This is a genomic window from Agrobacterium sp. LY4, from assembly GCF_001526585.1.
GTDB lineage: Bacteria > Pseudomonadota > Alphaproteobacteria > Rhizobiales > Rhizobiaceae > Agrobacterium > Agrobacterium leguminum.
The window spans coordinates 112,473-132,266 of sequence record NZ_ASYA01000053.1; the positions used below are offsets into that span (position 1 = coordinate 112,473).

Annotated in this window: 21 protein-coding genes; 7 read left to right on the forward strand and 14 right to left on the reverse strand. The window is 61.8% G+C overall.

The genetic code is table 11. The features are described from left to right. The first annotated feature begins 98 nt into the window (after window positions 1-98). The gene (locus L904_RS25325; RefSeq protein ID WP_035260163.1) at window positions 99-1,661 is read left to right on the forward strand and encodes a LysM peptidoglycan-binding domain-containing M23 family metallopeptidase; all 1,563 of its coding nucleotides are present in this window, start codon (window positions 99-101) and stop codon (window positions 1,659-1,661) included. Window positions 1,662-1,953: 292 nt separating this feature from the next. Here the strand turns inward: L904_RS25325 and mobB are convergent, their stop codons facing one another. From mobB to moaA, 5 genes are all read right to left on the reverse strand, one after another. After that, window positions 1,954-2,469 carry a molybdopterin-guanine dinucleotide biosynthesis protein B gene (gene mobB / locus L904_RS25330; RefSeq protein ID WP_020809123.1) on the reverse strand — a complete coding sequence of 172 codons (516 nt, stop codon included), beginning with the start codon at window positions 2,467-2,469 and terminating at the stop codon, window positions 1,954-1,956. Beyond that, a complete protein-coding gene (gene mobA, locus L904_RS25335; RefSeq protein WP_020809124.1) occupies window positions 2,466-3,092 on the reverse strand; it encodes a molybdenum cofactor guanylyltransferase MobA in 627 nt (208 codons plus the stop codon). Before mobA ends, mobB begins: the two co-directional genes overlap by 4 nt. Continuing rightward, a complete protein-coding gene (locus L904_RS25340) occupies window positions 3,089-4,288 on the reverse strand; it encodes a multidrug effflux MFS transporter (protein WP_020809125.1) in 1,200 nt (399 codons plus the stop codon). Before L904_RS25340 ends, mobA begins: the two co-directional genes overlap by 4 nt. Window position 4,289: 1 nt before the next feature. Then, entirely contained in the window at window positions 4,290-5,258 is a 969-nt protein-coding gene (locus tag L904_RS25345) for a DMT family transporter (protein WP_035260165.1), read from the reverse strand. A gap of 171 nt (window positions 5,259-5,429) precedes the next feature. Further along, window positions 5,430-6,479 (reverse strand): GTP 3',8-cyclase MoaA, encoded by a 1,050-nt coding sequence (gene moaA / locus L904_RS25350; RefSeq protein WP_031233491.1) that lies wholly within the window; start codon window positions 6,477-6,479, stop codon window positions 5,430-5,432. 132 nt (window positions 6,480-6,611) lie between these two features. On the opposite strand from moaA, the gene L904_RS25355 reads away from it, so the two are divergent. The 3 genes from L904_RS25355 to L904_RS25365 all read left to right on the forward strand — a co-directional run bounded on the left by L904_RS25355 (window position 6,612) and on the right by L904_RS25365 (window position 9,765). Further along, window positions 6,612-6,980: a gamma-butyrobetaine hydroxylase-like domain-containing protein gene (locus tag L904_RS25355; protein WP_020809128.1), complete on the forward strand. Its 369-nt coding sequence runs from the start codon at window positions 6,612-6,614 to the stop codon at window positions 6,978-6,980. A gap of 310 nt (window positions 6,981-7,290) precedes the next feature. Then, window positions 7,291-9,102 (forward strand): monovalent cation:proton antiporter-2 (CPA2) family protein, encoded by a 1,812-nt coding sequence (locus L904_RS25360; protein WP_020809129.1) that lies wholly within the window; start codon window positions 7,291-7,293, stop codon window positions 9,100-9,102. A gap of 54 nt (window positions 9,103-9,156) precedes the next feature. Continuing rightward, window positions 9,157-9,765, forward strand: coding sequence for a pyridoxamine 5'-phosphate oxidase family protein (locus L904_RS25365; protein ID WP_020809130.1), 609 nt, complete (start codon window positions 9,157-9,159; stop codon window positions 9,763-9,765). Between the two features lie 224 nt (window positions 9,766-9,989). Here the strand turns inward: L904_RS25365 and L904_RS25375 are convergent, their stop codons facing one another. From L904_RS25375 to L904_RS25410, 9 genes are all read right to left on the reverse strand, one after another. Further along, on the reverse strand, window positions 9,990-11,060 hold the full coding sequence (locus L904_RS25375) for a GGDEF domain-containing protein (protein ID WP_020809132.1): 1,071 nt from the start codon (window positions 11,058-11,060) through the stop codon (window positions 9,990-9,992). Window positions 11,061-11,566: 506 nt separating this feature from the next. After that, window positions 11,567-12,784 carry a gephyrin-like molybdotransferase Glp gene (gene glp / locus L904_RS25380; protein WP_020809134.1) on the reverse strand — a complete coding sequence of 406 codons (1,218 nt, stop codon included), beginning with the start codon at window positions 12,782-12,784 and terminating at the stop codon, window positions 11,567-11,569. Continuing rightward, window positions 12,785-13,276: a cyclic pyranopterin monophosphate synthase MoaC gene (moaC, locus tag L904_RS25385; protein WP_020809135.1), complete on the reverse strand. Its 492-nt coding sequence runs from the start codon at window positions 13,274-13,276 to the stop codon at window positions 12,785-12,787. It abuts the gene before it with no gap. Between the two features lie 7 nt (window positions 13,277-13,283). Next, the gene (gene trpC, locus L904_RS25390; protein WP_020809136.1) at window positions 13,284-14,099 is read right to left on the reverse strand and encodes an indole-3-glycerol phosphate synthase TrpC; all 816 of its coding nucleotides are present in this window, start codon (window positions 14,097-14,099) and stop codon (window positions 13,284-13,286) included. A gap of 10 nt (window positions 14,100-14,109) precedes the next feature. After that, window positions 14,110-15,129, reverse strand: a complete 1,020-nt coding sequence (gene trpD, locus L904_RS25395) for an anthranilate phosphoribosyltransferase (protein ID WP_020809137.1) — start codon at window positions 15,127-15,129, stop codon at window positions 14,110-14,112. A gap of 16 nt (window positions 15,130-15,145) precedes the next feature. Beyond that, window positions 15,146-17,038, reverse strand: a complete 1,893-nt coding sequence (locus tag L904_RS25400) for a peptidylprolyl isomerase (protein ID WP_080707256.1) — start codon at window positions 17,036-17,038, stop codon at window positions 15,146-15,148. Window positions 17,039-17,051: 13 nt separating this feature from the next. Continuing rightward, on the reverse strand, window positions 17,052-17,276 hold the full coding sequence (locus L904_RS25405; RefSeq protein ID WP_035261309.1) for a hypothetical protein: 225 nt from the start codon (window positions 17,274-17,276) through the stop codon (window positions 17,052-17,054). A 32-nt stretch (window positions 17,277-17,308) separates the two neighbouring features. Next, window positions 17,309-17,443, reverse strand: a complete 135-nt coding sequence (locus L904_RS28550) for a hypothetical protein (RefSeq protein WP_003522748.1) — start codon at window positions 17,441-17,443, stop codon at window positions 17,309-17,311. Window positions 17,444-17,483: 40 nt separating this feature from the next. Continuing rightward, window positions 17,484-17,663, reverse strand: a complete 180-nt coding sequence (locus L904_RS25410; RefSeq protein WP_003522749.1) for a hypothetical protein — start codon at window positions 17,661-17,663, stop codon at window positions 17,484-17,486. A gap of 436 nt (window positions 17,664-18,099) precedes the next feature. Between L904_RS25410 and coaD the strand changes: the two genes are divergently transcribed. Genes coaD through L904_RS25425 form a run of 3 tightly spaced genes read left to right on the forward strand, consistent with a single transcriptional unit; the run spans window position 18,100 to window position 19,739 of the window. Next, window positions 18,100-18,585: a pantetheine-phosphate adenylyltransferase gene (coaD, locus tag L904_RS25415; protein WP_059775535.1), complete on the forward strand. Its 486-nt coding sequence runs from the start codon at window positions 18,100-18,102 to the stop codon at window positions 18,583-18,585. A 37-nt stretch (window positions 18,586-18,622) separates the two neighbouring features. Further along, complete coding sequence (locus L904_RS25420) at window positions 18,623-19,192, forward strand: peptidylprolyl isomerase (protein ID WP_020810244.1); 570 nt, start codon at window positions 18,623-18,625, stop codon at window positions 19,190-19,192. A gap of 37 nt (window positions 19,193-19,229) precedes the next feature. Continuing rightward, window positions 19,230-19,739: a peptidylprolyl isomerase gene (locus L904_RS25425; RefSeq protein WP_020810245.1), complete on the forward strand. Its 510-nt coding sequence runs from the start codon at window positions 19,230-19,232 to the stop codon at window positions 19,737-19,739. Window positions 19,740-19,794: the final 55 nt, after the last annotated feature.

Below are 19,794 nucleotides of genomic sequence, written 5' to 3' on the forward strand. Positions count from 1 at the left end.
TTTGTGCCGGATCGGTCTCGATGCGGCGGGTTGGCGTCAGTGTAGATCGAGTCATGCGTATGAGACATTCGTCTAAAATCGGAAAATCAGTCGCAAAAATGTTCGCAGCGGCATTGCTGGCAAGCGTCGCAACGGGCTGTAGCTCGGATGCAACGCGGTTCAGCGGCCTCTTTTCCAGTGGACCGGATCAGATGACCACGGCGTCAATTCCTGCCCGTCAGGGCGGCGGTGCTTACGGGCAGGCCCCGGTTCCGCAGGGCGACATGAATGGCGGTTACGCCTCTGCCGCACCGCAGGGCGGTTATGCCAACCAGAACATGGCGGGCAATTCCTACCCGCAATCGGGTGGTTATGGCGGCGTTCAGCCTTCCACGGCCCGCTCGGCTTCGGCCTCTCCGGTGCAGCGTTCCGAGCTGTCGGCACCGACGGCGGTGGCAAGCCGCGATCCGTCGACCCGCAACGAAGCCATGGCCCAGCCTTTCCCGTCCGCTCAGCCCAAGGCCGCGCCGTCTCTTGCAGCGCCCGCCCGGCAGGCTGCCGCTCCCGTTACCGACAATCTGACGACCGCAACCGTTCGTTCCGACAAGAACGGCTGGCACACAGATGGCGCTTCCTCCGTGACCCTGCGTCCCGGCGAAAGCATCGCGACCCTCTCCAACCGCTACGGCGTTCCGGAAAAGGAACTGCTGCGCGTTAACGGTCTGAAGACCGCATCCTCGGCGCAAGCCGGCCAGTCGATCCTCATTCCGAAGTTCGGTCAGGTCCGCAATGCCGCCAAGGACGCGGCCGGCGATATCGCCCTCAACCGCAATGGCGACCAGCCGACACCGCTGCGTAGTCAAGGGAACGTGGCCGTGCTGCCGTCGCAGGCCGCCGCCCGTGACAAGGTTTCCTCCGAGACCGGCAAGCTGACGCCTCCCGGCGGCAAGCCGCTGCCGCCGACCGGTGGCTACAAGGTTCAGCCGGGCGACAGTCTGGCGAAGATCGCCCGCGAAAACGGCGTGTCGGTCGCTGCCCTCAAGGCGGCAAACGGTCTCAGCAACGAAAGCATCCGCGTCGGCCAGACGCTCAACATGCCGGGCGCTTCGACGGATGCGATCAAGACGGCTTCCGTTCCCGCCAAGGAAGCGGCCAAGCCGGTCGAAACCGCATCGGCCAAGCCTGAGCCCTACAAGGCGCCGGCTGCTGCCGCGGCCCCGACTGCGCCTGCCACACCGGCCACCGCCAGTGTCAGCGACATCGAGAAAAAGTCCGACATGGCTTCCGTCGCACCGGAATCCACGGGCATCGGCAAATATCGCTGGCCGGTTCGCGGTGCGGTCATCAACAATTTCGGCGACAATGTCGAAGGCAGCCGCAACGATGGCATCAACATCTCCGTTCCCGAGGGCACGCCGATCAAGGCTGCTGAAAACGGCGTGGTCATCTATGCGGGTAACGGCCTGAAGCAGCTTGGCAACACGGTTCTCGTCCGCCATGACGACGGTAAGGTCACCGTTTACGGCAATGCCGCCAATCTCGACGTGCAGCGCGGCCAGAAGGTGCAGCGCGGCCAGACCATCGCCACATCGGGCATGACCGGCAGCGCCAAGCGTCCGCAGGTTCACTTCGAAGTTCGCAAGGATGCGACGCCGGTGAACCCCTCCAGTTTCCTTGAATAGGTATTGCGTCTCAAGGAATGATGAAGCCGGGTGAAGAGCCCGGCTTTTTCATTTTTGGGGTGGGGATCACGGGAGATTGCGTCGTCGTTGCGGCAGGCGTTTTGGGTTTCGGTTTCATGGCACATCTCCTCCGTCATGCCGGACCTGATCCGGCATCCAGCCGACGCGCGTCGGCGCGGCGAGAGGGTCCTTTCAGCCCAAGGACTTGGGCTGGCTGGATACCGGCTCAGGGCCGGTATGACGGAAGTGGGGAGGCGGCCTGGGCGCCGAGCCGCTCCGTTCCGACGCCTGTTTACGCCCTCGCTAACCCAACCGTCCTCTCGATGAAATCGGCAATGGCGCCGGTATCGTCGAGATCGAAAACCGGCAGCGCCGTGTCCGTCACCGCGTGATCGGCGGCAATGGCGACGATATGCGGATCGAGCGGCGCAAGCGGTTCGGTCTTGGCGGCCTCCAGCCGGCGTGCTTCGATCTTCGGCACCGGCTCGTATTTGTAGCCTTCGATCAGCACCAGATCGCAGGGGGCGAGGCGGGCGAGAATATCCTCGAAGGAGGGTTCCGGTTCGCCGCGCAATTCATGCATGATGGCGAAGCGGGTGCCGGAAACGATGGTGACCTCATGTGCGCCGGCCTGCCGGTGACGCCAGCTATCCGCGCCGACCTTGTCGATATCGAAATCATGATGGGCGTGCTTGATGGTGGAGACGCGGTAGCCGCGCGCCGTCAGCTCGGTGACGATACGGACCGCAAGGCCGGTCTTGCCCGAGTTCTTCCAACCGGCGATGCCGAAGACCTTTTGTTCCGTCATGATTGCAGGTTCTCCAGATAGCTGCGCGCCAGCGCCAGTTCATCCGGCGTGTTGATGTTGAAGAACGGATCGAGGCTGCCCTTTGCCGTTTCCAGCGGCGGGAAGGCCACGCCGATGGTGACATGCCGGGCGAGATAGGCGCGGATGCGCCGGTTCGCATCGTTCTTCAGCCACGCCTCGAGATCGTCGGCCAGCGCCAGCGGCCACAGCGCAAAAACCGGGTGAAGCTGGCCGCTGGAGGCGGCGATGACGATCGCATTGTCCGACAGGTGTTCGCAAAGCCGCGCCACGAGATCGTCCGGGAAAAACGGGCTGTCGGCGGGCGCCGTCAGGAAGTGGCTCGCCGCATCCCCGCGGTGCTGGAAATGGCGCATGCCGGCCAAAATACCCGCGAGCGGCCCGGCATGGCCGTTCAGCGTATCGGGCAGCAGCGGCAGGCCGAAACTCTCCGCCCAGCCATTGGCCGCGTTGATGGTGACATCTGAGACCTGCGGCGTGATGCGGCTGATGACATGGGAGATGAGGGGCGCATCGCCCAATTGAACCATCGCCTTGTTGCTGCCCATGCGCCGCGAAAGCCCGCCGGCGAGCACGAGACCGGGTATTTCGAAAGGGGCCGTCATTCCCGCTTTTCCTGCAGCCTTACGACATAGGTGGTGAGGAGGGCGACAAGGCCGGTCGCCAGCATCACCAGAAGAAGCGGCCAGGTTCCGTCCTCCCTGGACAGGACCGAGGAGGCGAGCACCGAGAGCGCTGCGCCGCCGCCGATGGTCATCGCGCCGCCGAGGCCGGAGGCGGAGCCGGCCAGATGCGGTTGGACGCTGACCATGCCGGCATTGGCGCTTGGCAGTGTCACGCCGTTGCCGACGCCGATCAAGGCGAGCGGCACGAAAAACGCATAGGCGCTTTCCGCCCCGGCGGAGATCAGCATCATGGTCGTGGCGATGCCCGCAATGGCGATGACATTGCCCGACAGCATCATGCGGGTAATGCCGATTTCGCTGGCATAACGGCCGGAGATGAAGTTGCCGAGCATGTAACCGCTGGCCATGAAGAAGAATTGCAGGCCGAGCATGGCCGGCGCAAGCCCGTAAAGCACGCTGCCGACGAAAGGCGCACCGCCGAGGAAGGAGAAGAACATGCCCGATGAGAAGGTCGAGGTCAGCGCATAACCCCAGAACAGCGGCGAGCGCAGCAGTTCCGGCCAGGCGTGGAACTGCTGTGAAAAACTAGCCGACTTATTGTGGTTGGTTTCGCCGAGATCGAACCAGGCGAGCACCAGAATGCCGACGCCGAGCAGGGAGAGGAGGGCGAAGCTCGATTGCCAGCCGGATATGTCGTTAAGCAGGCCGCCAACCGTCGGCCCCACCATCGGCACCACGGACATGCCCATGGTCACGTAGCCGATCATCGAGGCCGCCTGTTCCATCGGCACCATGTCGCGCACGATGGCGCGCGCCAGCACGAAGCCGGAAACGACGGCCGCCTGCGCAACGCGCCCGATCATGAAGACGGTGATGTTGGGCGCCAGCATGCAGACGAGCGTTGCGACGATCATGATGGCGATGCTGGCCAGCATGACCGGGCGGCGTCCGAAGAGATCGGAAAGCGGGCCGATGATGAGCTGCAGGCAGGCGGTGGCGGCAAGATAACCCGAAACGGCAAATTGCATCACCGCGTAGTCGGTCTCGAAATAAACCGCCATGGCCGCAAGCGAGGGCAGGAACACATTCATGCACAGCGCCGCAACGCCGGCGATGACGACCAGCGTGATGATGTGGGGCGGGGTGGTTCTGTCCAGAAAACGGCCGCTGTTCATGTCATTCTCCCGCCTCTTCCGTAACGGCAGTTTTCGTTACGGAAGCCGGCCGTACCGTGGTCGCGGCGGTGGGTGTGGCGGCTGCGCGCTTGGCCATCTGCGAGCGCTTGCGCAGGCTTTCGCGGTAGAAGGTATAAAGGCCCGAGCCGATGACGATCATGGCGCCGATGATGGTGTAATTGTCGATCTTTTCGTTGAAGAAGAACACGCCGATCATGAAACCCCAGAGCAGGCCGGTATAACGGAACGGCGCGACGAAGGAGATTTCGCCTGATCTCATCGACAGTATGATCGCCTGATAGCCGACCAGCACCAGAATGGCCGAAGCGGCCAGATGCGATACGATCATGAAGTTCATCGGTTGCCAGCCGCCGAAGGGCACGATCAGCAGGCCGCCCACCGCCATGTTGACGAAGGCGGTGATGACGGTGATGGCGAGCGAGGGCACATCGGCATACATTTTCCGGGTCAGCAGATCGCGCGCAGCAGTGACGGCGAGCGATGCGACGACCAGAAGCGCACCCGGCGTGAAGCCTTCCGGGCCGGGTCTGATGATGACGAGCACGCCGATAAAGCCGACGATGATCGCTACCCAGCGCCGCCAGCCCACGGGTTCGCGCAGGAACAGCGCCGCACCCAGCGTCACCACCAGGGGCAGGGACTGCAATATGGCCGAGGCATTGGAAAATTCGATGAGGCCGAGCGCCGTCAGATAGAGCACGGCTGCAGTCACCTCGCAGAGACAGCGCAGGATGATGATGGGGCGCATGAGGGTTTTCAGCGGCCGGAGCGCGCCGAAATGGCGGGCGGCGATGTAGATCAGCACCACCGTCATGATGCCGCGGACGAACATGATCTGGCCGGTGTTGATATAGGGGGTGACGGATTTCGTCAGAGCGTCGTTGGCCGTGAAGCTTGCCATGGCGAGCGCCATCAACAGGGCGCCGCGCGTATTGTCCGTCAATGCCATTCCAAAATATCCCAGACCATGCGCGGTTTTCCCGCCCGCCCTTTCGGGGCGATTTGGGCCGCCTTTCCGGCGTGACCGCGCATTCCTCCATGTAAAGAGACGTGGCACGGCACAGCCGGCATTTCAACCGTTTATATGGGTGGGTGGACGAGAAACAGTTTCAGCCGTCGCTCAGCCGCCGGTCACGCTCATATGGCGGGAGACGGCAGGCCGGTTGTGGGTGCGGTCGATGATGAAATCATGCCCCTTCGGCTTGCGCAGAAGGGCTTCATCGATGGCGCTGGAAAGATAGGCGTCGCTGTCGGAGGCGCGCAGCGCGGTGCGCAGATCGGCGGCGTCATCCTGGCCCAGGCACATATAAAGCGTGCCGGTGCAGGTGAGGCGGACGCGGTTGCAGCTTTCGCAGAAATTATGCGTCATCGGCGTGATGAAGCCGAGCCGGCCTCCGGTTTCCTTCACCGTCACGTAACGGGCGGGGCCGCCGGTCTGGTAATCGCTGTCGATGAGCGTGAAGCTCTTTTCGAGATCGGCGCGCAGTTTCGAAAGCGGCAGGTAGCGGTCGGTCCGGTCTTCCTCGATCTCGCCCATCGGCATGGTTTCGATCACCGTCAGGTCCATGCCGCGACCGTGGGCGAAACGCATGAGATCGGGAATCTCGGCGTCGTTGAAGTCCTTCAGCGCCACCGCGTTGAGCTTGACCTTGATGCCCGCGGCCTGGGCGGCGTCGAGCCCCTCCATGACGCGGTCGAGATCGCCCCAGCGGGTGATGTGGCGGAACTTATCGCGGTCGAGCGTATCGAGCGACACGTTGATGCGGCGCACGCCGCAATCGGCGAGTTCCGCGGCGAATTTCGCAAGCTGCGAGCCGTTGGTGGTCAGCGTCAGCTCGGTGAGGGCGCCTGTGCGCACATGCCGGCCGAGGTTCTTCACCAGCGACATGATGTTCTTGCGCACCAGCGGCTCGCCGCCGGTCAGCCTCAGCTTGCGCACGCCGCGCGTTATGAAGACGGAACAGAGCCGGTCGAGTTCTTCGAGCGTCAGAAGGTCCTTCTTCGGCAGGAAGGTCATGTGTTCGGACATGCAATAGGTGCAGCGGAAATCGCAGCGGTCGGTGACGGAAACGCGTAGATAGGTGATGGCGCGGCCGAAAGGGTCCACCATCGGTGTGCTGTTTTCCGTCAGGGTTTTCGCTTTTTCAAGCGAGCCGGAGAAACCGTTCACGTCTCCATCCTCAATGCGCCTTGCGCCGGGCACACACGCTGAATGTGTGCTCTATCAGGTGATGTAGTGGCTTGCCTATCGTGAGGCAAGTCCGTAATTCTGACGCATATGACGAGCTTGCGGAAGTGAAAAATGAGCGATGCCTGGCCGACCGAGCTGCTTGTGTCGAAAGACCGGCGCGAATTGACCGTTTCCTTCAACGATGGAAGCGTTTACCGGCTTCAAGCCGAGATGCTGCGCGTGCTTTCGCCCTCTGCCGAGGTGCAGGGCCATGGGCCGGGACAAAAGGTCACGGTGCCCGGCAAACGCGATGTTACCATCCGCTCCATGGTTGCCACCGGCAATTATGCGGTTCGCATCGTTTTCGACGATGGCCACGATAGCGGCATCTACACCTGGAAATATCTGAAGGAACTGGGTGAGACCGGCGATGCGCTGTTTGCGGATTATGAGCGGCAGCTCGCCGAAAAGGGCTTGAGCAGGGAGCCGCGATACCGGTAGGCGGACGCAAGGCCTTCGGACCCTCCCACCCTCATTCCTGTGCTTGTCACAGGAATCCAGCCAGCCCAAGTCCTTGGGCTGAAAAAGACTCCTCCCGCCGCGCCGACGCGCGTCGACTGGATTCCTGTGACAAGCACAGGAAAGAGGGGGAGGAGGACAGCGGCATCCGAGGCCCGCATGCCTGATGGACAAATAACCCGTTGAATCTGCGCATCGTCCTTCAGTAAAATCGTTTTCGCTTTTCACGCCGATGCGCTAGGAAGTGAGGGAGGGAACACCCTCGTCTTATCGATTTTCAGCGGGGTGGCGTGTGGCTGTAGAAGCGAACGGAAATGATCTGGCCCAAGTGGTCGTGTTGCTGGCGGCAGGCGTTGTCGCCGCGCCGATCTTCAAGCGCATCGGCCTCGGTTCGGTGCTCGGTTATCTGGCCGCCGGTCTGGTGATCGGGCCTTACGGTCTCGGTTTTTTCTCCGATTCGCAGGCCATTCTGCATATAGCGGAACTCGGCGTGGTGATGTTTCTGTTCATCATCGGCCTTGAAATGCAGCCGTCGCGGCTGTGGTCTATGCGGCAGGATATTTTCGGGCTGGGGGCGCTGCAGGTGCTGGTCTGCATGGCGGGCCTGACATTGATCGGCGTCGGTCTCGGCTTTCCCGTCATCATGTCCTTCGTCGCCGGCACCGGTTTCGTGCTGACATCGACGGCCATCGTCATGCAGATGCTGCAGGAGCGCAACAGCATGTCGAGCCTGAAAGGCCAGCGCATCATCGCCATCCTGCTGTTCGAGGATCTGGCCATCGTGCCGCTGCTCGCGCTTGTCGCCTTCCTCGGTTCGGGCGGCGAACATGTCACGGCGTCGGAGCGCTGGGCTTCCGTCGGCATCGCGCTTGCCGCCGTCGGTGCGCTCATCCTTGCCGGGCGTTATCTTCTCAACCCGTTCTTTCGCCTGCTGGCGGCTTCCGGCGCGCGGGAGGTGATGACGGCCGCGGCGCTGCTGGTGGTGCTGGGTTCGGCGCTTCTGATGCAGGTCAGCGGCCTTTCCATGGCCATGGGCGCCTTTCTCGCCGGCGTGCTGCTGTCGGAATCCTCCTTCCGCCATCAACTCGAGGCGGATATCGAGCCGTTTCGCGGCATCCTGCTCGGCCTGTTTTTCCTCGGCGTCGGCATGGCGATCGATCTTGCCGTCATCGCCTCCAACTGGCAGCTCGTGGTCATCAGCGTTGCGGGCTACATGTTGCTCAAGGCCTTCCTGATCTATGGCGTGGCGCGGGCGCTGGGCACCACCCGGCGCGAAAGCCTGGAACGGGCGGTGCTGATGGCGCAGGGCGGCGAATTCGCCTTCGTGCTCTATTCGGCCGCCGTCAGCGCCGGTATTCTCGACCGGGAGGCGAACGCCATCCTGACGGCGACCATCATCATCTCCATGGTGCTGACGCCATTGATGGTCATCCTGCATGACCGGCTGGTGCCGGCGGCGGTTCCGAATACCGACGATCTCGACCTGCCTGAAAATGTCGAGGGCAGCATTCTCCTCATCGGCTTCGGGCGTTTCGGCCAGATCGTCAGCCAGCCGCTTCTGGCGCGGGGCTACACGCTGTCGCTGATCGACAAGGATGCCGACTTCGTGCGTGAAGCGGCGGAATTCGGCTTCAAGGTCTATTATGGCGACGGCTCGCGGGCGGAAATCCTGCATGCCGCCGGTGCGGGCACGTCGCGCGCGGTTCTCATCTGCGTCGACGACAAGGAGGCGGCCGTCAGGATCGCGGAGATCGTCAAGCACGAATTCCCGCTGGTTCCGGTTCTCGCCCGTGCTTACGACCGTGGCCATGCCATCGATCTGCTGAAGGCTGGCGTCGACTACCAGATCCGCGAAACGCTGGAATCGGCGCTGAATTTCAGCGAGGAAGTGCTGGGCGCCATGGGCGAGGAGCGGGAAGACGCCGCGCGTCTGGTGGAAGAATTCCGCGACCGCGACGAGGAACGTTTCGCCATGGAAGTCGTCGGCGGCATCTATGCCGGCCGTTCGCTGATCCGCGGCAATGCCCAGCCGGCCGATCTCGTTGCCGCCCGCACTGCGCGCGAGCGGGCCGAGCGGGAAAAGGCGGAAGCGGCAGAGGAATAGGACGCCCCGGTCTTTCGGCGGCGACAGAGGGAATTGGCAGGGATAGGAACAGACATGACGATCATTCGCACGGTTGAGGAATTGAAGGCCATCTATGACAGCACGAGCGAGGCATCGATCGCCAAGGTGACAGCCACGCTGACGGCCGAATACCGGCTGATGATCGAGACTTCGCCCTTCCTGGCGCTGGCGACGGTCGGGCCGGAAGGCATGGACTGTTCGCCGCGCGGCGACAAGGGCGGCGTGGTCCGGGTGGCCGATGAGAGGACCGTGCTTCTGCCGGACTGGCGCGGCAATAACCGTGTGGATTCGCTTCTGAACATCGTACGCGATCCGCGCGTGGCGCTGATGTTCCTGATACCCGGCTCGAATACGACGATGCGCATCAACGGCCGCGCCGTGGTCTCCGTCGATCCCGACGTGCTGGAAAGCTTCGAGATGGATGGCAAACATCCGCGCACCGTCATCGTTGTGACAATCGATGAAGTCTATTTCCAGTGCGCCCGGGCGCTGATGCGCTCGGAACTGTGGAACCCCGATAATTTCGTTGACCCGGCCTCGCTTCCGACACCCGGTCTTCTGCTCAAGGCGGCCAAGGCGGAATTCGATCAGGAGACCTATGACCGGGAATGGGCGGCGCGGGCGGCGAAGACCATGTGGTGAGGCGTCATTTGCCGCAGTAACAGGTTGCGCACTTAACAGGGCGTGCGCCGCTTATATCAAACCGCCCTCATTCCTGTGCTTGTCACAGGAATCCAGCCAGCCCAAGTCATTGGGCTGAAGGGACTCTCCCGCCGCGCAGACGCGCGTCGACTGGATTCCTGTGACAAGCACAGGAATGAGGGAGAGAGGGCGCTGCATTCGATGCTACCTACCAGTGTCGCTCTTCACGTCCGATAGATCAGCCAGTTCTTGCCGGTATAGTTCTTCTGCATGCCGTCCTCGTAATAGACGGAGCGGTTCCGGCCGGTTTCCTTGGCATGGTAGAGCGCGGTGTCGGCATGGCCGTAAAGCTCGCTCGGGTTGGTGGCCTGTGCGGCGGAAGCGAAGCCGAGGGAGATCGTCACCGTGCCGTAGTCGGCGCCCGATCTCGAATTGCGGAAGGGCGTGCTTTCCAGCGACAGGCGGATGCGCTCGCACATCACCATCACCTCTTCCGGCGTATTGCCGTCCAGAATGATGGCGAATTCCTCGCCGCCGCTTCTGGCGACAAAACCATCCTTGCGGACATTGGCGCGGATGACCGAGGCGACGGTGGCGAGAATCTTGTCGCCGACCGGATGGCCGAAAGTGTCGTTGATCCGCTTGAAATGATCGATATCGAGCAGGACGAGCGTGGTATATTGCAGGCCGATGGAGCTGTCATAGACAGATGCCAGCCGGTCGTCGAAGGCGCGCCGGTTGGAGAGGCGCGTCAGCGAATCCGTATTGGCGATGCGCTTGTACTCATCCAGCTCCAGACGCACCTGATGCATCTCCTCGGCATGGCGGTTGACATCGTTGAAGGCCTTTTCGCCGTCGATGATCTTCGAGCCGGTGGCCTCGGCCAGCAGCGAAATCGCATTCCTCAGAATATTGCTGCTGGCGGCATTCTTGTCATCGATGCGCTGGCGCGTTTCGCCGAGAATCCTGTTGTAGTTTTCGATGGAGGATTGTTCGCGCCTCAGCGTGCCCAGAAGGCCCTCCAGTTCGCGCCTGAGCTTCTCATGCGCATCGTCGATGGACCGGGCGGGATTGCCTTCCCCGTAACGTGAGGACAGCTCGTCCAGATCCTCCTGCGTGACCCGGTTTCCAAGCGCTGCCAGATCCTTCGTCAGGGCAGGGTTCGAACCGATATAGGCTTCGTAAAAGAGGCTGTAGTTACGCGGGATCGGCGAAACACCCATGCTCCGCATGGCATAGGCAATCTGCCCGGCAATGTCGGGCCCCGTGGTTTTGGGCGTGGATGCCGTGTTCATCAAGAAACTCCAGTGAGTCTGCTTATCGACTATGATTATTATTATGAAGCTCGTTTTGGAAAGCTTAATTTATGGGAAACTAATTTTTGTGCCCGGAAACTTCATTTTCGTCACTTTTTATTTTATTTAATTGATAAATATAAGTAATTTTCATTTTGAAGAATTCCGGAACTTTTTCCCTCTACTATTCGCCTTGGTGACAGCATCGCATTTATTCTGTCAATCCCAATAACGGGATTCGTGTGATTTATTTTGGCACAACAATATGGAGAAATAATCCCGGGGCGGAAAGGCACGGTGGTTTTTGAATTCGTGGAGATCCCGCCTATAGGCGGTTTTTTTTATCATTCGTGTCGGGATACAGGAATGTTACAGTCTTATCTTCGGTTTCTGTGCCATGCGGCACGCGTCAGTGCCGTTTTGTAACGGTGCGGTAACCATTCGGTAAGGTTCAGGAAGAGGCCAGTTATGCTGCCGGCCGCAGGTCCGGCCTTATCGCCTGCGTGTCAGGATCTCAGCCGGATGACCGGGCATTCCGTTCCGGCCGCCGCCGCCGGCGCATTTGGCGGGCGCACGATCAAGCCGTCGGAATGGGCCAATATCTTCATCATCGATGAATCCTGCTTCGCATGGGCTTCCGCCACCAGCAGGCCGTTTTCGTCCGTGCTGAAACGGGCGCGCAGATAATCCTGCCGGTGATCATTCGCTTTCAATGGCGTCGCGGTGCGGGCGGTCGTCGTGCGTTGCAGCGGCGCGCGGCGGGCGATGCTGCGGAGCAGCGGTTCGAGGAACAGCAGGCCGCAGACGAGGCTTGCAACCGGGTTTCCGGGCAGGCCCAGAACCTGCATGGCGCCGATGGATCCGACCATCAGCGGTTTCCCCGGACGCATGGCGATGCGCCAGAAATCCAGCTGCATGCCCTCCGCCTTCAAGGCGGCCTGCACGAGGTCGTGGTCGCCGACGGAGGCGCCGCCGAGCGTCACCAGCACATCGACCTTCGCCGCGACCGCCTTGCCGATGGCGGCGCGGATCAGCCTGTCATCATCGGCGATGATGCCGAGATCGAGAACCTCGGCACCGGCCTGCCGGGCGAGGGCGGCGACGCCGAAGGTGTTGGAGGCGATGATCTGGGCGGGCTGCGGCGCGCTTCCCGGCGGCAGCAACTCATCGCCGGTGGCGAGGATGGCGACGCGTGGCCTGCGATAGACGGTGAGCGCGGCATGGTTCATCGCCGCCGCCAGTGTCAGGTCGGTGAAACCGAGTTCCCGCCCGGCCTTCAGGGCTGCTTCGCCTTCGGTAAAATCCTGTCCGCGCGGGCGGATATGTCGCCCGGCGGTGACGTCGAAGGCGGTGCGGATTTTTCCGCCCTCCAGCACTTCGGCATCTTCCTGAATGAGAATGGTGTCCGCATCCTGCGGCACGGGCGCGCCGGTGAAGATGCGCACGGCCTGGCCGTCACCCACCGTGCCGGTAAAAGCATGGCCGGCGGCGGCCTGACCGATGACGGTGAGGACCGAGCCGATCTCCGCCGCATCGGCGCTGCGCAGCGCATAACCGTCCATGGCCGAGGCATCGAAGGGGGGCTGGGTGAGGCGTGCGGTGAGATCGGCCGAGAGAACCCGGCCATCGCATTCGGCGAGCGGCAGGGTTTCGCTTTCGGTCACCGGAACCGCTGCTTCCAGAAGGCGTCTCATGGCCTCATCCACGGGCAGCAGCGGTTTCATTCAAGTCTCCTGTCGCCGGAAATCGCCGGATTTGCCGCCGCTCTTTTCCAGAAGGCGGATATTGACGATTTCCATCGCCTTGTCGGCGGCCTTGGCCATGTCGTAGATCGTCAGGCAGGCGATGGATACGGCGGTCAGCGCTTCCATCTCCACGCCGGTCTTGCCGGACAGTTTCACCAGCGCTTCGACCCGCAGGCCGGGCAGGGCGGCGTCTTCGGCAATGTCCACCGCCACCTTGGTCAGCATCAGCGGATGGCAGAGCGGGATGAGGTTTGCCGTCTGCTTGGCGGCCATGATGCCGGCGAGGCGTGCGGTGCCGATGACATCGCCCTTCTTGGCGTTGCCCTCGCGGATGAGCGCCAGCGTTTCCGGCTTCATCTTCACGAAGCCTTCGGCGACGGCAACACGGACGGTCTCGGCCTTGTCGCCGACATCGACCATATGCGCTTCGCCGCCGGCATCGATATGGGTGAGCTTTCCCGCCTCGCTCATCGGTGCATTATTCCGCGGCCAGAATGCCGGATTGGCCGGTCAGCAGGGCTTTGGTGGCCGCTGTCACATCGTCCTTGCGCATCAGGCTTTCGCCGACGAGGAAGGTGCCGATGCCGCTTTTTTCGAGACGCTTACAATCCTCGAAGGTGAAGATGCCGCTTTCGCCGACCAGCAGCTTTTCGGCCGGCACGAGGCCCGCCAGTTTCTCGCTGGTTTCGAGGCTGACCTCGAAGGTGCGCAGGTTGCGGTTGTTGATGCCGAGAAGCGGCGAGGAAAGCTTCAGCGCCCGTTCCGTTTCTTCCTCGTCATGCACTTCCACCAGCACATCCATGCCGAGCGCGAAAGCCTCGTCTTCAAGGCGTTTCGCCTCGTCGTCGGACAGCGAGGCCATGATGAGGAGAATGCAGTCCGCGCCCCAGGCGCGCGCCTCATGCACCTGATAGGTCTCGAACATGAAATCCTTGCGCAGCGCCGGCAGGGCGCAGGCATTGCGGGCGGCGGTCAGGAATTCCGGGGCGCCCTGAAAGCTTGGGCTATCCGTCAGCACCGAAAGACAGGCGGCGCCACCGGCTTCATAGGCGGCGGCCAGCGCCGGCGGATCGAAATCCGGACGGATGAGGCCCTTGGAGGGGCTGGCCTTCTTGATTTCGGCGATCAGGCCGAACTTGCCTTCGGCCTGCTTTGCCCGGAGCGCCCTGTAGAAACCGCGCGGTGCGCTCTGGCCTGCGGCCATGGCCTTCAGGTCGGCCAGCGAAACCTTCGCCTTGGCGGCGGCGATTTCCTCGCGCTTGTAAATTTCGATCTTTTTCAGAATGTCGCTCATGGTCTCGCTCTCATTCCTGATCCTCGTTGGACACGGCAACCAGACGGTCGAGCGCGGCTGCGGCCTTGCCGCTGTCCAGCGCCTCGCTGACGATCGCCATCGCCTGAGACAGTGTCTCCGCCTTGCCGGCGATAACCAGCGCTGCGGCCGCGTTGCACAGCGATACGTCGCGATAGGCGTTGCGCTTGCCGGACAGGACCTCGCGCAGCGCCGCCGCATTGGCAATCCCGTCTCCGCCCTTCAGATCTTCCATGGAAGCGGGCTCGACACCGAAATCCTTCGGCGTCAGGTCGAAGGTGCGGATCTTGCCATTTTCCAGTGCCGCGACATGGGTAACGCCCGTGGTCGTCACCTCGTCCATGCCGTCGCCATGCACGACCCAGATGCTTTCCGAACCCAGATCGCGCAGCACTTCGGCAAGCGGCACCAGCCAGCGCGGCGAAAAGACGCCGAGCAGTTGCCGTTTGGCGCCGGCCGGGTTGGAGAGGGGCCCGAGCAGGTTGAAGATGGTGCGCGTGCCGAGTTCGACGCGGCTCGGGCCGACATGCCGCATGGCCGAATGGTGCAGCTGCGCGAACATGAAACCGAGACCCGCCTCGCTGATGCAGCGGGCGATGAGTTCCGGACCGATATCGAGCTTCACGCCGAGCGCCGAGAGCGCATCCGCCGTGCCGGATTTGGAGCTCAGAGCCCGGTTGCCGTGCTTGGCGACCGGCAGGCCGGTGCCGGCGACGATGATCGAGGCGAGCGTCGAGATATTATAGGTGCCGATGCCGTCACCGCCGGTGCCGACGATATCGATGGCATTGGCGGGGGCCGAAACCGGCAGCATCCGGGCACGCATGGAGGAGACGGCGCCGACGATTTCGTCCACCGTCTCGCCGCGCACGCGCAGCGCCATCAGGAAACCGCCGATCTGCGACGGCGTGGCTTCGCCCGACATCAGAATGTCGAAAGCCGCCCGCGATTCCTCGCGGTTCAGGCTTTCTCCATTGGCGACCTTGGCGATCAGCGGCTTCAGTTCGGCCATCTTGTCGCCCCCCGGGTTAGAAGCCGACCATCGCCTGATCGGCGAGGGCCTGATTGATGGTGACACCATAGTCATTCTGCAGGCGGTTGACCATCTGGTCCAGCATGTCGTCGCCGGCCGCGCGGGCAATGGCGGCGAACTGCTGGTCGTCATTGGCGAGCGCGTCGGCAGGCGCATTGGTGTCGACCGAGGTGACCTTGAAGAGGATACGGCTGGAACCGTCGGCATCGGCCGCCGTGCCCACCTTGCCCTCCGCGCCGGAGAAGACCGCCGCGATCGTCTGCTGACCGAAAATAGCGTCTTCGCTGTTGCGGCGCAGGCCGGATTTCTGTTCGACGGCAAGGCTCAGCTCACCGGCCACGGCTTCCAGCGTGTCGCCCTTTTCGACGCGCGCCTTCAGTTCCTCGGCCTTGGCGGCGAGCGCGTTGCGTTGCTGCTCCGCCGTCCAGTCGGCCACGACATCGTCGCGAACTTCGGCAAGCGTGCGGTCGCGGGCGGCGATGATCTGGTCGACATCGAACCAGATGTAGCCTTCACGGCCGAGATTGATCGGCAGCGCTTCCGTGCCGGGTTCGGTCTTGAAGACCTCCTGCGCGAGCTGCGGGGAAGGCAGGCCCTGAACCGCATCACCCTTTTCATCGAGGCCGGAAGCGTCGATGGCGGCGATGGTGACGGGTTTCAGGTTCAGCTGCGTTGCCGCATCGGCGAGCGAAGAACCGCCGGCGCGCAGATCCTCGTAACGGTCGTGAACATTGGTGATTTCTTCCGCAGCGGCGGCGGTGGCGAGGTCCTTGCGGATATCTTCCTTCGCCTCTTCCAGCGTGCGGGTCGTTTCCGGCTTGATGCCGGTGACGCGCAGGAGAACCGGGCCGAAGGAACCCTGGACCACCGGCGACACACCGCCGTCCTTCTGGATGGCGAAAGCCGCGTCGGCAATCGACTGGTCGGGGATGGTATCCTTGGTGAATTCGCCGAGCGTGACGTCGGAAGCGGTCTTGCCCTGATCCTTCACCACCTGGTCATAGGTGGTGTTGCCGAGGCGGATCTGCTCAGCGGCGGCCTCCGCCATTTCCTTTTCAGGGAAGGTCAGCTGCTCCACCGTGCGACGGCCGGCGGTGCGGAAGCTGTCCTTATGGCTGTTATAATAATCGGCGATCTGGGCGTCGGTGACGGCGGCCTGATCGGCGATATCGGACGGCTCAAGCTTCACATAGGTAAACTTGCGGAACTCGGGCGCGCGATATTTCGTCTTGTTGGTTTCGAACCAGGGGGCAAGCACGTCGTCGCCGGGCGCCTTGACCGGCGGAATGACGGCGTTCGAAAGAATGACGTAGTCGACGGCGCGCTGCTCGTTGCGATATTGCTTCAGCGCATCCACCAGCACCTGCGGCGCGGCAAAACCGTCGGAGACAGCTTCGACGATCTGGCTGCGGACGGCGACCTTGCTGCGTTCCTTGATATAGTCATCCTCGCGGAAACCGGAATTGCGCAGGCGCTCGCTGAAGAGATTGCGGTCGAACTGGCCGTTCACCGCCTTGAAGGCCGGGTCTTCGGCAATGAGATTGGCGAGGCGGTTTTCCGAAAGGCCGAGATTCATTCTGGACGCGAGCTCGTCAAGCGCTGCACCGGCCGCAAGCTGGCTGAAGACCTGACGGTCGATGCCGAAGGCCTTGGCCTGCTCGGTCGTCAGCCTTGTGCCGAACTGGCGGCTGAGATCGGAAATCTGGCGCTGATAGGCGAGGCGGAATTCCTCCGGGCTGACCGTCTGGTCGCCCACCGTCATGACGGCGTGGGAATTGGCGGTGACAAGCGATGCGGAAACGCCCCAGATGCCAAAAGAGACAACAAGCAGGAGAAGCAGCAGCTTGGCTGCCATGGTTCGAGAAGCATTTCTCAGGGAATCGAGCATCGTTATGCAAACCTCACAGGAACGTCATCGCGGTCGCCGGCTGTCCGGCCCGCAACGTATCGGCGTTCCTTAAATCAATCCAAACGGAAATTGAAGGGAATTTGCCTTGGAAAAACGGGGTTTTGAAAACGCTTGTGTGATTGGAGGCGGGATTTTCCGCCATCGTCTTCGCCGCGTTGCCCCCTGCGAGGCGCAAAATAAAACCGCCCGGAAGGTCCAGGCGGTTGAAAAGAATCACTTTTAAGCGGCCGTCTGTCCGGCCCGTCGCGCTCAGAAGGCGCGGTCGCGCCGGATCATCGCCTTGAATTCCTCGTCTTCACGTCGCATCTCGGCGACCACGGAGACCATCGATGTCACGAACATAACGCTGATCAGGGCAAGAAGCATTGTCAGAAATGTGAACATGATATCGTCTCCGGGAGTTTCGAGAAAATTCTCTCCGTTATCAGTAGTAATTCATATACTGATAACGGGCGGTCAGCTGCGGATAGTCCGGGCCCAGCTTTTCAGGCTTCTGTTCATAAAGGCTAAACGTCGTTGCTACCATTGCGATAACCAGTACTGTCCAGGCTGTGCTGATGACGCTGATTTTCGCCGAAGTAGACTGTTTTTCTCTTATAAACATCTGTCCGTTCCTTTGGTTCTTTCTTAACGCGCCATGTCTCGACATGTTCCGCGTCAACCGTAAAAATCGATTAGCATCGCGCCTGTGAAACTTCCTTGAATGGCTCGTTCATCTGGCGTTCAGGAAACTGGCTGATGTCGTCATTCGAGAAAAAGATACTCGGCAGCGAATGAAGCGATGATCGAAAGGACGATCATGAAGGCCAGCATTTTCAATTCTCCGGATGCTTAACGAGTGAGGGGCGTTTCGGTTTCCCGATGCCGTGCATTTAGACAAAATAGCTGTGAAACCGCACTGAACGGCCCATTCATCCGCGGTTCACGCCGCAGCCGCGCTTGTGAGGGGTGGTTATAAAGTCTTGCGCCGCGTGCCTCTCCATGACAAAAGGCGGCACATATGCTGAAGCGTCGAGACGCGCCCACCACCTGAGAGCGATATGACGATTGCCTTTTATCCAGGATCCTTCGATCCGATGACCAACGGACATCTGGATGTGCTTATTCAGGCGCTGAACGTGGCGTCGAAAGTTATCGTTGCGGTCGGCATTCATCCCGGAAAAGCGCCGCTGTTCAGCTTCGAGGAGCGGGCAGGGCTGATAAAGCGGGCGCTTGCCGAACATCTGCCGGGCGAAGCGGCGCGCATGGAAGTCGTCTCCTTCGATAATCTGGTCGTCGATGCCGCCCGAGAGCACGGTGCGCGCCTTCTGCTGCGCGGCCTGCGCGACGGCACCGATCTCGATTATGAAATGCAGATGGCCGGGATGAACCGCCAGATGGCGCCCGATATCCAGACCGTATTCCTGCCCGCCGGCACCTCGTCGCGACCCATTACAGCCACATTGGTCCGGCAGATCGCCGCCATGGGCGGCAATGTCGACGCCTTCGTGCCGAAAGCCGTGCTTAAGCCCTCAACGCCAAGCTGAAGCGCTGACTTCAGCCCCACATTCTGGAGCCAATCCGATGAAACTCGTTCGATTTGCCTTTGCCGGCGCCATGTTTGCAGGCGCGCTCGCAGCCAGCACCTTCGCTTCCGCCGCCGAACTCCTGACCGTGCAGCTGAAGGACGGCCCCGTTGTCATCGAACTGATGCCGGATGTCGCGCCCAAGCACGTGGCGCAGATCGAGGCGCTGGCCAAGAAGGGCGCTTATGACAATGTCGCCTTCCACCGCGTCATCGACGGCTTCATGGCGCAGACCGGCGACGTGCAGTATGGCAACATGGAGAAGGGCTTCAGCGCCCAGCGCGCGGGCACCGGCGGTTCCGACCTGCCGGATATTCCGGCCGAATTCTCCAAGGTTCCGTTCACGCGCGGCGTGGTCGGCATGGCCCGCTCGCAGGATCCGAATTCCGCTAATTCGCAGTTCTTCATCATGTTTGCCGACGGTCCGTTCCTGAACGGCCAATATACCGTGGTCGGCAAGGTCGTGTCCGGCATGGAAGCCGTGGACAAGATCAAGCGCGGCGCCGGCGGCAACGGCGAAGTTTCCAACCCCGACCGGATGATCAAGGTCACCGTCGGCAAAAAGTAAGGTAAGGGCAATGGAGCCCGAACAGAGGAGAATAGTCATGGCCGAGATCAAGGATCCGGAAAACACCATCATCATGGAAACGACGACCGGCAAGGTCGTGATCCAGCTGCTGCCGGAAGTTGCTCCGGGCCACGTCGCCCGCATCAAGGAACTCGTATCGGAAGGCGCTTACGATGGCGTCGTTTTCCACCGCGTCATCGAAGACTTCATGGCCCAGACGGGCGACGTGAAGTTCGGCAAGAAGGGTGCGGAAAGCTTCAACCCGGCCCGCGCCGGCATGGGCGGCTCCGACAAGCCGGACCTGAAGGCCGAGTTCTCCGCCATTCCGCATGTGCGCGGCACCTGCTCCATGGCCCGTTCGCAGAACCCGAACTCCGCCAACTCGCAGTTCTTCATCTGCTTCACGGATTCGCCGTGGCTCAACAAGCAGTACACCGTCTGGGGCCAGGTCATCGAAGGCATGGAAGCCATCGACAAGGTCAAGCGCGGCGAGCCGGTGAAGGACCCGGATTCGATCGTTTCCATCAAGCTCGCTTCTGCGGCCTGATTTTTTGGAAATTGCAGTTCGACCCGTCTCGCAGTCTATGCGAGGCGGGTTTTGA

Bases quoted from the DNA above. Each gene is read 5' to 3' on its own strand.
- moaC (WP_020809135.1), bottom strand. From the start codon at position 13,276: ATGAGCGAGGCGGGAAAGCTCACCCATATCGATGCCGGCGGCGAAGCG.
- mobB (WP_020809123.1), bottom strand. From the start codon at position 2,469: ATGACGGAACAAAAGGTCTTCGGCATCGCCGGTTGGAAGAACTCGGGC.
- L904_RS25425 (WP_020810245.1), top strand. From the start codon at position 19,230: ATGGCCGAGATCAAGGATCCGGAAAACACCATCATCATGGAAACGACG.
- L904_RS25410 (WP_003522749.1), bottom strand. From the start codon at position 17,663: ATGTTTATAAGAGAAAAACAGTCTACTTCGGCGAAAATCAGCGTCATC.
- L904_RS25345 (WP_035260165.1), bottom strand. From the start codon at position 5,258: ATGGCATTGACGGACAATACGCGCGGCGCCCTGTTGATGGCGCTCGCC.
- L904_RS25365 (WP_020809130.1), top strand. From the start codon at position 9,157: ATGACGATCATTCGCACGGTTGAGGAATTGAAGGCCATCTATGACAGC.
- L904_RS25375 (WP_020809132.1), bottom strand. From the start codon at position 11,060: ATGAACACGGCATCCACGCCCAAAACCACGGGGCCCGACATTGCCGGG.
- coaD (WP_059775535.1), top strand. From the start codon at position 18,100: ATGACGATTGCCTTTTATCCAGGATCCTTCGATCCGATGACCAACGGA.
- mobA (WP_020809124.1), bottom strand. From the start codon at position 3,092: ATGACGGCCCCTTTCGAAATACCCGGTCTCGTGCTCGCCGGCGGGCTT.
- L904_RS25340 (WP_020809125.1), bottom strand. From the start codon at position 4,288: ATGAACAGCGGCCGTTTTCTGGACAGAACCACCCCGCCCCACATCATC.
- trpD (WP_020809137.1), bottom strand. From the start codon at position 15,129: ATGGCCGAACTGAAGCCGCTGATCGCCAAGGTCGCCAATGGAGAAAGC.
- L904_RS25355 (WP_020809128.1), top strand. From the start codon at position 6,612: ATGAGCGATGCCTGGCCGACCGAGCTGCTTGTGTCGAAAGACCGGCGC.
- L904_RS25420 (WP_020810244.1), top strand. From the start codon at position 18,623: ATGAAACTCGTTCGATTTGCCTTTGCCGGCGCCATGTTTGCAGGCGCG.
- glp (WP_020809134.1), bottom strand. From the start codon at position 12,784: ATGAAACCGCTGCTGCCCGTGGATGAGGCCATGAGACGCCTTCTGGAA.
- L904_RS28550 (WP_003522748.1), bottom strand. From the start codon at position 17,443: ATGTTCACATTTCTGACAATGCTTCTTGCCCTGATCAGCGTTATGTTC.
- L904_RS25400 (WP_080707256.1), bottom strand. From the start codon at position 17,038: ATGCTCGATTCCCTGAGAAATGCTTCTCGAACCATGGCAGCCAAGCTG.
- L904_RS25325 (WP_035260163.1), top strand. From the start codon at position 99: ATGTTCGCAGCGGCATTGCTGGCAAGCGTCGCAACGGGCTGTAGCTCG.
- trpC (WP_020809136.1), bottom strand. From the start codon at position 14,099: ATGAGCGACATTCTGAAAAAGATCGAAATTTACAAGCGCGAGGAAATC.